This window comes from Pedobacter terrae, from assembly GCF_036946585.1.
GTDB lineage: Bacteria > Bacteroidota > Bacteroidia > Sphingobacteriales > Sphingobacteriaceae > Pedobacter > Pedobacter terrae_C.
In genome coordinates this window covers 95506-110044 of sequence record NZ_JAQIIV010000016.1, presented here as the reverse complement: position 1 = coordinate 110044, position 14539 = coordinate 95506, and the positions used below count along the sequence as shown (strand labels likewise).

Genomic DNA, 14539 nt, shown 5'->3' with positions numbered 1-14539 from the left:
AAAAAGCTTGCAATCGTTTGATTTGCAAGCTTTTACGTAGTTTTGATACTATCTTCTGTGATCCCGCTGGGATTCGAACCCAGGACCACTACATTAAAAGTGTAATGCTCTACCAGCTGAGCTACGGAATCATTTTGTCCCTTTCGAGGCTGCGAAGTTAGGAATTTAATTCAATCTTGCAAAAGCTAAATGCAAAATATTTAATAGAAAGTTAACGCTAACATCATAAAAAGGGATTAAACATTTAGGAATCATCTAGTTAAAAGGGGATAGAAAATTATTTTATGGGGAGATTAATCATCAATTAATAAACCTAATGAAAGAAAATATCATCTATTAAACCAAAAACCTTTTGTAAGACCATAATCTATCTATAAAAACGGCTCGAAAGCGAAGCCATCTCTCCTATATATATATGCTGTATCTTTTTATAAATTTGTGATGGTTGGCAATTAATATTCCTATTAGATGTAAATAAATTCTGGATATTGTTATTTTCATACTTATTTTCACCTCTAAATACAAACTCGCTTTTCTCAAATGAATATTGAAAACATTTACGGTGACGATAAATGGGCTACACTTGGTGGTTTCTCACCAATTATTTCGGTCTTCAGGGCATACCATGCACTCACTCCGGAAATGGAAGACATTATTAACCGCGATACATTTCCTGTGCATTTTGCCAAAAACAAACATATTGCCTCTCCATTAACACGTAACCGTTACATTTTTCTGATTTTAAAAGGCGCAGTACATGGCTACCTTAAAATGGGAAACAAAAAAATTACCACCTGGATTGCCGCTGAAAACGAATTGGCGGGAACCATCAGGAATTTATGGGAGAATGAAGCCTCTGATGAATACATTGAAACAATAGATCAGGTATTTGCGATTGCCATTCCGCACGAGATGTCGAAAATGCTTTACGAAAATTTCCCCATAGCCAATTATATTGGTAGAAAGATGACCCAAATTTATTTCCAGGGGGCATCTGAAAGGGCTTTTATCTGCAGGCTTCCTACAGCCTTAAAACGCTATCAAAGGTTCATGGTTTCCTATCCGTACCTTATTAACCGTGTTCCATTGAAATACATCGCTTCTTTTGTAGGTATGAGGCTGGAAACATTGAGTAGAATCAGGAACAGGACTTAGTTATCTGAGCTAAAAAAGAATTTAATTGTCATTCTGAACGCAGTGAAGAATCTTTCATTTAGGAGTTCCTTCGTACTTACCATTGACAGAAATCCCCTGGGACAGTCGTCATTGCGAGAAGGAACGACGAAGCAATCTATACGGACAAGAATCATTGGTATGAAAGATTGTTTCGTCGGCTGAAAAAGCCTTCTCGCAATGACGACTCAACGAGAAGGAAATAAAGTTTAATCAAACCCATTTTATATAAATAATTAATCTTCAGGTTCACAACAAAAAAAAGCCATTACGCTATCATTTAACGTAATGGCTTTTGTAATTCTGAAATTAATATTATTTACTTTTCAACTCATTTAAAATAGGCTGATCCAGGCTGGTTAATGTATTTTGCTTTGGTTTAAGGAGTTCGAAAACCATCACTTCATTTTTCCCTTTTTTAAGCCATTCTGCTGGCAAATAGATGGTTTGTTGTGGACCAATAGCCCAGTACTTACCTAAATTATGTCCATTAACCCAAACCAGTCCTTTGCCCCATTGGCGCATATCTAAATACGTATCGGCAACTTTTGTTAAGTTAAAAAAACCCGATTTAAGTGCGGCGACAGATTGGCTGTTTACTTTAGCTGGTATTTTTTGGGTATCTATTTTATCAAATGGTAAAGGGTACATTTTCCACGATTTAATCTCCTTCCCATTAAAAGTTACATTTTTGGTAATTCCTTTGTTGTTTTTAAGCAGGTAAGGACCAAAATTAATCCTGCCCATGTTTTCAACCAAAATATCCAGTTGTACATTGCCGGCAGGGAGATTAACAACCAAACTATCCTGGTAAAGTCTCCTGTCTAAAACGCCAACCAGTTTTTTATTGATGTATACCAATCCATAATCGCGCAGCTCGTTAATTTTAATTACGCCTTTACCTCCACCTTTTAAAGTGCTGCTGTACAACACAAAACCATAGGGCTGGTTAAGGGCTTCGAAAGTTAATGGTCTTTCGCTTAATTTTGGCTTAGCGATCAGGCTAAAGATATCAGTAGATTTGGTAAGTGTGATGGCAGGCAAAGCCGCAGCAGGCTTAGCAGCAGGTACAGCAGGAAGTAGGTGATTTGCCGGTAAATTCCTTTCAATCACTTCGCGGAAAAGCATAAATTTCGGTGTCGCATTACCTGCTTCATCTAAAGGCGCATCGTAATCATAACTGCTGATCTGTGGTTCGTAAGCGGTAGAATCGTTGTAGTTTGCACCATTCATAAAACCCCGGGTTGTACCGCCATGAAACATATACATGTTGATGGAAATGCCACCCTTAAGTGCAGTATCTAATTTATTGGCGTATGTTTTTGGATCTACCTCATGGTGTTTTGTACCCCACCAATCGAACCAGGCCGGATACCATTCTGGCACAAAGTAAGGGCCTTTGCCGTTGTTATATTTATTGATCAGTGTTCTGATCTGAGTTGGATTATCGATTCCGTTAACGCCTGGAAGCAAACCCGCCAAATGCCCTCCTTCTAATGCAGGAACCGGATCGCAGGTAGAAAGTACACCATCAAAACCGGCATCTCTAAACATCTGTTCATTAATTTTCAGGTACTCTTTATCGTTTCCGTAAGAACCATATTCGTTTTCTACCTGTACCATTAAAATGTTGCCACCATGGTTAATTTGCAAGGGTGCTAAACGTTTACCAATCTCGGTAATGTATTCCTTATACTCTTTTAAATATTGTGTTTCTTTACTCCTTACCTGCAAACCTTTAATGTTCTGCAACCAATACGGATAACCACCAAATTCCCATTCAGCACATACATACGGACTAGGGCGAAGCAATACCCACAAACCTTCCTCTTTTGCAATGCGCACAAATTCGGTAATGTCATTATTACCAGAAAAATCGAACTGATCTTTCTGGGGCTCGTGCACATTCCAAAATACATAGGTACCAATGGTATTTAAACCCATCGCTTTTGCCATTTTCATTCTATCGCGCCAGGCTTCCCTAGGTATCCGGGGATAATGCATTTCTCCCGAAATGATCTGAAAAGGCTTGCCATCAAGCAGAAAAACAGAATCTGCCAGTTTGAAAGTATGTTTAACTTGTGCAGATGCACCAAAGCTTGCAAAACAAGTAATTAAAATTACTTTAATCCATAGCTGTTTTAAGGTAGGTTTCATTAAAGAGTATTATTATTTTAAAAATCAAAAGCATAGTTTTCCCATATCATCTTATAAAATGCTTTGCAGCACAAACCAAACGTGATTGGATTCAAAAATGAGTGATGTTATAATTTCAAATTAATCAGGTTTAATTGCTGATTACGGTTGTTACAGATTTAGCAGGAATACCTACCTGTTTGGTATCCCTATATTGTTTATAGGGTGATAAATTGTATTGATCTGAAGTAACATAGGTTTGTACAGCACGTTGTTTATTCCCCTTTACCTCTATATCCAGATCAAGATCATTTTCTGTAGGGTTAACCACTACCGTTACGAGCTTTTTGTTTTGCAGATAAGAGGATACATTAACCTGAGGTACATCTGCCCCTATTGTTTTAACCTGAAGGCGTTTACTGCCAGCGCTGATGAAACGGCTATAATTACCAAATGCCCACAACAGTTTACTATCATAAACCTGCCCGTCTGTTTTATTTTTATCGATATAAACCAAACCATCCTTATAATCGCCGGCTGACACGGCCAGCCACCACTGCCATGAAGTTGCGTTGGATATTACCAGGTCATGATGGATTAACCTCGCAATAAAAAGCGCTGTCACCATGCCCAGGTCGCGTTTTTCGCCTTTAAGCACCTCATCACCCAGCACACAATATTCAGACATCCAATATCTTAGACCTTTTATTTGTGCTACTGCTTCAGCCGTTTTTTTACGGACAGCAATAAACTTTTCTTCGGGGCTGGTGGTAAAATAACTATGTCCGGAAATAGATTGATCTATATGAGAAAGGTTGCCTACATAATTGGGCGATGCCGGGTTAAAGAACTGATCTACCTGGTTTCCCTTCTTAGCATTTCCATTATTGTACAAATAATCAAGCTGACCGGCCTCTCCTATCTGTATTTTGGTTTTAAGCTGGTTTTTAACCAAAGCAGTATTAACACCCCTGTACAATTGAGTAAGTTCGGTATTGTTGTACGGACAGCCTTCCTGGTTGTGTTCATTCCATTTCCACTGTGGCTCATTTGCCGGGCTAAGGTAATTTAGTTCAATTCCGGTTGTTTTTTTTATTCCTTTAATCGTCGTAGCCAGGTAATCGGCAAATTGAGGAAGTTTATCAAAATTCAGGTTACAATTTCCATCTGTAGAATAGGCTTTTCCGTTTTTAGTAAACAGTACATGCGGACTATTTACAAAGCCGACAAACTGTTTTACACCGCGGTTTTGTGCTGCTTTTAAAAACCAGATTTGTCCTGGCATTGCGTTCCAGTCATAGGTACCATCAAGCTGCAAAAAAGCGTATTGACGACGCCATTCGTCGCCAATATCGCTTGCCTTACCTTGTGCGGCACTACCGCCACCAATGCTAAAACGCCACATGTTAAGCCCAATACCCAGGGGTTGCCCGGCTTTTGTAGTTTGGGTACTAAAAAGCAAATCGGCCATCTTATCCTTTTTTTCTGCCGGCCATAAACCTGCAAACTGACAAGTCCATGCATCAGAAGCACCAAAACCTTCTATAGTTTGGAATGTAACGGCAGGATCTATTTCTATTTTTAAAATAGTTTCTTGTGCAAGTGTTGTTCCAGCATAAAAAAATGAGGCCAGACAGATCAAAAAATGGTTGAGATTTAGGGATGACTTTAACATGTAAACAATTAATTTCTATTTATTAATAACCCGGGTTTTGCTGCAATTTACCTCCTGATGCTAAAATTTCGGCTCTAGGTATAGGTAACCAATAGTGTTTGGTTTCGAACTTGCGTCCATCTAAAGCAACTTTAGGCGTATAGGTAAAACCAGTAGCGGTTTTGGTGATGATCATTCCGCCTGCAGGTTTGTTTTCGGTTACATCTGCAATTTTCCACCTTCTTACATCATAAAAACGATGTTCTTCGAAAGCAAGCTCTACCCTACGCTCATAACGAACCGCATCGCGCATCTGTGTCTGCGTAAGGCCGGCAGCCAATTCGGGCATATTAACACCTGGCCTTGCCCTTACCATATTGATGGCTTGTCTGGCCGACATTGTCGATCCTGAAGGGACAGCATCAGGTCCGTAAGCTTCGTTTGCCGCTTCAGCATAGTTAAGCAAAATTTCTGCATATCTAAAATAAATCCATGGTTGAAAACCTGCATTGCCCCATGGATTTTGCAATGGATAGGCATCATTCATATATTTTTTAAGGTAATATCCGGTTTTACTGGTATTCCAGTTATCAATTCCATCTTTACTGTCTTTTCCTCCCGGAACAAAAGTTTCTACATTGCGCTCACGGTATGCTGCACCATTATATAAAATAGTTGCTGCAAAACGCGGATCTCGGCCTTTGTAAGGTTGATTGCTATCATAACCAGAGGTAGGATCGGTAATCGATTTTCCGTTGGCCATTTCGTAATCATCTACCAGGTTCTGCATCGGTAAATTTCCGCCCCAGCCGCCATAACCGTTAGGTCCGTTTGCAATTTCCAAATGCGTGTGGTTAGCATTTTTGGTAAACAACCTTGCAAAAATAACTTCATTGGTCTGGTCAATTAAAAACAGGTTTGCATAGCCACCGGTGTATATTCCATATTTATTTAGAGAGATCACCGCCTGAGCTGCTGTAACAGCTGCCTGCCAGGTACCTGCATTATACAATGGACTTGCAGCATACAGGAGCAAGCGCGACTTAAGTGCCAATGCTGCCCCTTTTGTCGCCCTCCCCGCAAACCAGCTGCCGCTATTATCCAAAGGTAAATCTGCCGCGGCCTGATCTAGCTGAGCAGCTACATAATCTATAGATTCTTTTATCGAAGCGCGTTGAAACAATGCCGGATCCTGCAAATCATCTGTCAGGTTAGTTACCTTATCGCCCATTAACACGATACCGCCATAATTCCGGATCAAATCCTGATAGCGGAAAGCCCTGATAAACTTAAGCTCTGCAACCAATTGTTTTTTATGTGTTGCACTCATACTTATTTTACTAAGCACGCCCAAAGCATAATTACACTCTCTAATGCTTTTGTAACTCCTTCCCCAATATACACCGGCACTTCCTAAATTTTCAGGAGCCAGTTGCCCCCTCTGGATTAACCAGGTCGCATCATCATTATTATAAACAGATTCATCTGTAAAAGAGCTCCACATGCTATATTCGAAACCTCTGCCGAAACCCGGAGCAGATCCGTCAGCTTCTTTTTCCTGTAATCTGGTGCCAATATAGCGGTTGGTTACGTAGGCTTCAAGAACAGCCGTATCGGTTTCTATAGCGGTTGTGGAGATCCGGTCTGTTGGTTCTACATTTAAAAATTCTTTTTTACAGCCCGCTATAGTCCCTGAAATAAGGGATAGGCCTAAAAGTGTTATATATAGTGATTTGTTTTTCATGATGATTAAAATTTAATGTTGGCGCCCAGGTTAATAATGCGTTGTTGCGGGTAAAACTGACCGCTACCGCTGGTTCCTTCTGGATCGTAGTCTTTTACTTTAGAAATCGTAAATAAGTTAAAGGCACTGGCATAAACCCTCACTCCTGAAACATTAATGCGTTCTAAGAAACTGGCCTTAATGTTATAGGCAAGCTCTACATTTTTAAGCCTTAAAAATGAGGCATCATTTAACCAGAAGGTATTATTAAACTGTCCACCGCTAATGGCATTAGAAGCGCGGTCGGTAACCCTTGGGTAAGTCCCGTTCGGGTTTGCTGCACTAAACCTGTTATCGGCCCAACTGCTATAAAAGTTACCTACACTACCCGATTCTGGCAAAACATACTGGCTAACCTGGGTTTGCCCTGCTAATACCATCGATAAATCGAAGTTTTTGTAGGAAGCACCAAGTGTAAAGCCGTAAGTAATTTGCGGGATGTTGCTATATGGCGTTCTGGTCTGGTCATCGGCAGTAATTTTACCGTCATTATTGTAATCCAGGTATTTAAGATCACCAACTTTGGCGCCGCTAACATGTGGGTATGCATCTAATTCCTGTTGTGTTCTAAATATACCTATAGCATTATATAACAGGTTAGCATTTAATGGTCTTCCTGTTTGGCGCTGATAATCCAATGTTCCACTGGCTTCATCAATAAAAATTACTTTACTTTTAGCGTAAGTAATGTTGCCCGATGCATTCCATTTAAAGTTTTCGCCATTATGGTTATAACCTAAAGTAGCTTCGAAACCAGCGTTATTTACTTTACCGATATTTTCTGATGGTACCAGCGGATCAGATCCATATGGATTAACGATACCTGAAGAACCTGGCAGTGAGGCATTACGGGTGGTTAAAATATCAGATCTTTTTTGCTGGAAATAAATGGCTTCAATACTAAAGTTTTTAAACACCGTGGCATTAATACCAATATCAAGCTTTTTGGCTACCTCCCAGGTAATGTTTGGATTGGCCAGTTTAACCAGGTTTACACCGGGCTGTATGGTGAGTGCATTGCTTGCATCTCTGGCCACAAAACCGTTACCTACCAGTACATAATTATCAAAATACTGGAAACCGTTTACATTATCATTACCCAATGCACCGTATGAGGCACGGATTTTTAAGTTATCTACAAACTTAACGTTATCGCTGAACCATTTTTCTTTTGACATCACCCATCCCACAGATGCAGAAGGAAAATATCCATATTGTTTGCCCTGAGGAAAAATTGATGATCCATCAACACGCAACTGACCTTCAAAAAGATATTTATCATCATAACTATAAGCCAGGCGACTAATGATGCTTCGGCGGTTATAGTTTGTGCTGTAACCCGAGTTTAGAAAATCGGTAGCGGCAGTACCGCCCTGCGAAAGTTCGGGCAGCGAAGTAGAAAGGAAGTTAAAACGTTGCGCATCGAAGTATTCTAAGTGGTTTTCGCTTTGCTCATAACCCACAAATGCATTAATATCGTGCAGGTTAAAACGACGTGCGTAATTCAACTTGATATTTGATGTAAGCAACGACTCATTTCTATGGCTTTCGGTCAGCGTAGCTTTTTGGTTATTGCCACCTGTAATTACACTGTTATAAGTTTGAGATGTAGGATCGTATTGATATAACAGATAGGGTTTGTTAAAGCTTTTGGTAAATACATTGGATTTATCCGCCGAGAAGAAACCATCAACAGAAAGGCCTTCAACACCAGGAATAATAAAAGTAGCTCTTAAGATACCATTCAAAACCTGTGTTGGCGATTTACTGGTTCCACCTATATCGGTAACCTGCACCGCAGGATTGGAATTTTCTATCCCAGTTGTGGGTAAACCGTTTGGATAATATGCAGCTACAATTGGTTTTGCCCGGTAAATAGACCTGAAAATATCGCCAGCTCCTACCTGAGGGAACAAACGGTTTTCTTGTCTGCCCGATACTGACAAACCAACTTTAAGGTATTTAGAAACATTTGCATCTACATTAGTACGGAAATTGTACTGGTTATATTTAGTTACTCCATTTTTATACAAGCCGTTCTGAGAAACCGTTCCTAGCGACATGTAATACTTTACATCCTGACCACCACCATTGATAGAAAGGCTATGCTGACTCTGTAAAGCTGTTTTTTCTAACGTTTGATCAATCCAGTCGGTATTCGGATATAACAAGGGATCGGAACCGTTACGGAATTTTTCGATCTGATCTGCCGTGTAAGACTGATTAAGTCCGCCTGATGGGTTAGAATCGAAGTTGATTTCGTTCATGATCTGCGCATAGGTTGCGGCATCGGCCATTTTAGGCAATCTCGTCGGCGAGCTAAAACCCTGGTTAAAACTATAATTGATAGTGGGTTTACCTGTTTTACCTTTTTTAGTGGTTACTAAAATAACCCCGTTAGCCGCTCTGTTACCATAGATGGCTGCAGAGGCATCTTTTAATACCGAAACACTTTCAATATCATTGGGATCTAAACGTTCCAGTCCACCAATTTGTCCCGGAATTCCATCTACAACAATGAGCACATTATTACTTCCGGTAGTAGCCAAACCCCTGATCGTGATGTTGGATCCGTCATAACCTGGCTCACCGCTTCTATTGTTAATCACTACGCCAGAAAAACGGCCAGCTAATGAATTGGATAGATTAGGTTGCGGACTTTTCACCAAGTCGGCCCCTTTTACCTGTGATATTGATCCGGTAAGGGTTGCTTTCTTTTGGGTTCCGTAACCAACCACCACTAACTCGTTTAGTGTTTTGGTATCGGAGCCAAGCTGAACATTAATGGTTGTTCTATCGCCAACTATTTGCTCCTGACTGGTGTAGCCCACGTAAGAAAAAACAAGTACATCCGTTGCAGACGCTACACTAATGCTAAATTTACCTTTTGCATCGGTTTGAACCGCTTTTTCAGTTCCCTTAATTTTAACCGCTACTCCCGGAAACGTAGCCCCGGTTTCGTTGGTTACCGTACCCGTTACCACGATCTCACGCGCCAGTTTTATTTTTTCTGCCAATACAGAAAAGGAAGAGGCGGTTACCGGTAAACTAATTGATAAGATTAATAGAAAAGCCAATGCTTTAATTTTAAAGAATTTTAAAGGCGAAAATTCCTTCAGATTTTTTTTTCTCATTTTGGTTTGCACATTAATATTTGGTTAGCAGATCAGATCTATACGTTAGATAACAGGATTCTGTTATTAGATCTTATAGTGATAGAACCGCTTTGTAGGGGACTAAAGTAGTGCTAACAAAACATATAAAAAGGGTACAAACAATCCAAATTTAAGGGGTAAACAGACCGAAATATGGCTCAAATATGGTTTTATCGCATATTTTGAAGAAATGAAGAATAAGTCTCTTATAGTTTACCTTTCTTGCCTGTTGTGTTTAACTGGATGTGATTTGAAAAGGTCTTCCTGAATTTTTTAATATATTGAGATGGATTTATATTGAATAACTTATAAAACTGCTCTCTAAAATATTTTGGATCAGTAATGCCCACCAGGTACGAAGTTTCCTGAATGGTTTTATCGGTATTGATAAAAATTTCGGCCGCTTTCCTCAACCTGATGAAACGGATAAAGCCATTGGCAGACTGACCTGAAATGGATTTTATCTTACGGTATAAATTAGATCTCGACATCCCGAGTAAGGTTGATAAGGTATCAATAGTAAAATCGGGATCAGTAAGGTGTTCTTCTACAATGCGGATACAGTTATCTAAAAACTCTTTATATTCTGCAGAGATTTTGATGTGGTTTGAGTTGAGTGTAATTTCATTATAAAAGTACTTTTGCAGGACATTTTTACTCTTTAATATACTGGCTACCCTTGCTTTTAAAAAATCTTTATCAAAAGGTTTACTGATGTAATCGTCGGCCCCACCTTCTATACCTTTAAGCTTAACCTCTGGTGCTGAAATGGCGGTAAGTAAAATAATTGGAATATGAGAAATGGAAACATCTTCTTTTATTTTACTACAAAGTTCTATGCCCGTTATACCATCCATCATCACATCGCAGATCACGATATCAGGTAACAGCTCTTTGGTCATTTCATAACCTTGTTCTCCATTGGGGGCTTCATAAAGATGATAATCCATTTTAAAAACCTGTTTAAGGTATGCTCTGATCTCTACATTATCATCAATGATAAGCATGCTTTTTGAATCAATGGTGAGCTGGTTAGCGATTACCTGCCCCTCAGCAGCTTCTACAACTTTGTTGGCACTGATCTCATCTTCTATCAACTCTTTAAATAGGGAAGATTCGGTATCAACTAACGCTTCCTGTAAGATAACAGCGTCTTTAAAATGACTTAAGCCCCGTAGTAGAGTAATATTAAAGGTTGTTCCTTTATTTTCCGTACTGGTATAGTTTATATTGCCTCCGTGCATTTCAACAAAAGTTTTAGCCAGATACAAACCAATGCCAAAACCACCTTTGGCTGATTTATTGCCTGGATCCTGATAAAACTTTTCGTACAGTTTTTCTCCAGTCGCATCCATGATGCCGCAGCCTGAATCTTCAACACTAATGATTACATTTTCATGGCTATTATCAACAATCATCTTCACCGTCCCGCCTTCTGGCGTAAACTTTATTGCATTTGAAAGCAGGTTAAAAAACACGATCTCCATTTTTTCCCGATCGGCGTAAAAAGCAATCATCTCTTCGGTACAACTAAAGTCAAGCGTTATATTTTTTGACCTTGCCTGGTGAATGAAGCAAAGGAATACCTCTTTACATAGATTCACCAGATTTACCGGCGCCACCTTCAATTTTCCGCCATAAGTATCTGCTTTTCTAAACAACAATAGCTGATCTACCAAACTTAGCAGTCGCTTTGCATTGCGGTAAACGATATTTAAATCCGTTGTATCAACATTATTATCGTTTTTGCACAAAAGTTCTTTAACCGGATTGATAATCAGGGTAAGCGGTGTGCGGAATTCGTGCGATACATTAGTAAAAAAAGACAGTTTCTTCTCGCTTAGCTCCTTTTCTTTTTCGCTTTCTATATGCGCCAGTTTAATCTGAAATTTCAAGTTAGATTGGTACTCACGATATTTAAGATAAGCGTATACCATACCAAAGAAAGCTAAACCATACAAACAGAAAGCCCACCAGGTACGGTACCAGGGAGGCGTAATAATGAGCTGTAGCGAATTTCCGGTCATATTCCAAATGCCATCGTTATTTGATGCCCTGACCCTTAAAGTATACTTACCGGGATTTAAGTTGGTGTAGGTTATTTTGTGTTCGCTACCACTATAATTCCATTTTTTATCAAAACCCTCAAGAAAATAAGCATACTGGTTTTTCTCCGACAGTGTGTAGTTAAGGGCCACAAAACCGAATGAAAGCACACTCTGATCGTATGGCAGGGTAATACTTTTCGTCATGTAAACAGGCAATTTCAAAGGAGAGTCTTCACCTGGAAGTATCAGTTTATTAAAAATCGAAAAATCAGAAAAGTAAACGGCAGGAGCCTGCTTATTGGACTTAAGTTGTTGTGGATTAAAATATACGATGCCTTTATTGCCTGCCACAAAAATTTCGCCTTTTTCATTTTTACAAATGGCCTCATTGGCATAAACACCGTCCTTTTCATCGTAATTTCTAACTGTTTTAGATACCGGATCGAAAAAGGAAATACCTTGCTCAGTAGTTACCCATAACTTGCCATTGTTATCTTCCACCAGATCGGTAAAAACATTGCTTGCAAAACCATTTTGCTTTGAATATACTTCGAAAGTATTCGTTTTAGCGATGTATTTATTCAGTCCATCGCGGGTGCAGACCCAAATATTCTGACGCGAATCCCTATAAAGGCCAATTACAATGTTATTGCTAATCCCCCCCTTTTTTGAATTATCAATCCTATAATTAGTAAACTTTTTGGTTTTTGGGTTAAATCGGCTCAGACCACTTCCATAGGTGCCTATCCAGATATTGCCTTGTGCATCTTTTAAAAGGCAGTATAAATGGTTATTACTCAACGAGCCTAAGTTCTTCGGGTCATTATAGTAGTGCGTATAAGTTTTGGTTTTATCGTTATAGATTTTTAAGCCGGCGTCAGTAGCCAAATAATATTCGCCATCGTTTACTTCTATCAGATCTCTAAAAACATCTTCATTAAAAAAACTGCCCAATGCAGAACGATGATGGTGATGTATAAACTTCTTCTCCTTTTCGTTATACCGGTCAAATCCATTCTCGCTCATTACCCATAAATCGCCTTTTAAATCAACAGAAAGGTTGATAATATCGTTACTGGATAAACTATTCAAGTCATTACTGTGCGAAAGTCTCGCAAGGGAACGGTTATTTAAATTGTATTTATACAGCCCTTTGTTGGTACCCAACCAAAAATTACCCTCATCGCTAATGATTGATTTGATTTCAGCCTGTCCGAAAGGGATTGATATAAAATTAAATTTGTATTGGTTAAAATCTATCTTGCTAAGTCCATTTTTTCCGCAGATCCAGATCATTCCGGTTTTATCACGATACAAACTCCCATTGGCAAAAAATTCGAGATTATCAATTTTCTCCCATTTATTAAGCTTTGTATTTACCCAAAATACCCCGGCACTACCACCAACCAATAATTTACCGGCGCCTAAGCTTAGAACATTAAATATAGAAGCGTTACCTATTGTCCCACTGGCATAGCTACTGAACATTTCCTTTTTGGGATCAAAACGGAAAAGATCACCTTTCCAATAACACCCAATCCAGATCATGCCCTCACTGTCGATGCTAAGGGTCCAGATGTCGTTTGGATTTTTTTGATTGGCGATTTCCTTTTGCATGTAATTGGTAAACCGCTTCGTTTTTTGATCGAATTTATTAAGTCCATTGCTCCAATTGCCCAGCCATAAATTGCCAGATGAATCTTCAGCAATCGCATTAACCGACTTTCCTTTAATGGCATATGCATTTTTAGGATCGGGCTGATAAACTTTAAAAGTTTTTGATTGGTTGTTGTAAAGGTTAAACCCGTCATCGGTACCTACCCACAATTTATTTGTTTTATCGATCAGTAAAGACCATACTTTGTTATTGCTAAGCGATGTTTTATCGTTTTCTTTATGATAAAAGCGTTCAAATTTCTCGGTAATCGGGTCAAATCTGTTTAGGCCATTCATGGTAGCCACCCAAAAAATGCCATGGCTATCCTCTACCATCGCATTGATGTAGTTGTTGGTTAAAGAGGTGCTATCGCCTGCAATGTTTACATAAATTTTAAAAGAATAACCATCAAATTTACAGAGGCCGTTTTCTGTACCTATCCAAACAAAACCTCTTTTATCTTTTAACGCAAGTGTGGTATTTTTAGATGGAAGACCATCGTTAATACCATATGTTTTAAGCACATAATGTGCCGGAATAGCAGTTTGATTGGTTACCTGTGCATTAATGCCACTAAAAAACAGCATGCATTGCAAAGTAAAACCAAATGCTTTAATCAATTTCATCATTAAAAAAGGCAAACCGATAGGAAGCTGAAAAATCGGTTAGCGGCTGTAAAGATACGATTTGCCAAAGTATAGTTCAATTCCTGCGATGGTTACCCGGCCATCGTCATCATCCAATCCTCACCATGCAATCGTCATCCTGAACTTCCGCCCGGCCAGTCGGAAGGGTATTTCAGGATCTATCTGGCTTGCATTACTTTTTGTCACGCCTGCCCAACCATTCAGACGGGGAGGCACAGATTTGCACGGAGTTAAGAGAACTTATATTTCCAGCTAAGCCCATGCAATCATCACCATGAAACCGTCA

Annotated in this window: 6 protein-coding genes and 1 tRNA gene; 1 reads left to right on the top strand and 6 read right to left on the bottom strand. The window is 39.3% G+C overall.

Going from position 1 to position 14539, the window contains the following annotated elements; all coding sequences use genetic code 11:
- Window positions 1-58 precede the first annotated feature (58 nt).
- Window positions 59-131 (bottom strand) — tRNA-Lys (locus tag PGN18_RS17975).
- A 409-nt stretch (window positions 132-540) separates the two neighbouring features.
- On the opposite strand from PGN18_RS17975, the gene PGN18_RS17970 reads away from it, so the two are divergent.
- Window positions 541-1155, top strand: coding sequence for a Crp/Fnr family transcriptional regulator (locus PGN18_RS17970; RefSeq protein ID WP_335320979.1), 615 nt, complete (start codon window positions 541-543; stop codon window positions 1153-1155).
- Window positions 1156-1488: 333 nt separating this feature from the next.
- On the opposite strand, the gene PGN18_RS17965 is transcribed toward PGN18_RS17970, so the two are convergent.
- The 5 genes from PGN18_RS17965 to PGN18_RS17945 all read right to left on the bottom strand — a co-directional run bounded on the left by PGN18_RS17965 (window position 1489) and on the right by PGN18_RS17945 (window position 14235).
- Complete coding sequence (locus PGN18_RS17965) at window positions 1489-3330, bottom strand: glycoside hydrolase family 35 protein (RefSeq protein WP_335320978.1); 1842 nt, start codon at window positions 3328-3330, stop codon at window positions 1489-1491.
- 130 nt (window positions 3331-3460) lie between these two features.
- Window positions 3461-4984 (bottom strand): glycoside hydrolase, encoded by a 1524-nt coding sequence (locus PGN18_RS17960; RefSeq protein WP_335320977.1) that lies wholly within the window; start codon window positions 4982-4984, stop codon window positions 3461-3463.
- 22 nt (window positions 4985-5006) lie between these two features.
- Window positions 5007-6707, bottom strand: a complete 1701-nt coding sequence (locus PGN18_RS17955) for a RagB/SusD family nutrient uptake outer membrane protein (RefSeq protein WP_335320976.1) — start codon at window positions 6705-6707, stop codon at window positions 5007-5009.
- Window positions 6708-6712: 5 nt separating this feature from the next.
- Window positions 6713-9880, bottom strand: coding sequence for a SusC/RagA family TonB-linked outer membrane protein (locus PGN18_RS17950; RefSeq protein WP_335320975.1), 3168 nt, complete (start codon window positions 9878-9880; stop codon window positions 6713-6715).
- Between the two features lie 227 nt (window positions 9881-10107).
- A complete protein-coding gene (locus tag PGN18_RS17945; RefSeq protein ID WP_335320974.1) occupies window positions 10108-14235 on the bottom strand; it encodes a hybrid sensor histidine kinase/response regulator transcription factor in 4128 nt (1375 codons plus the stop codon).
- Window positions 14236-14539 lie beyond the last annotated feature (304 nt).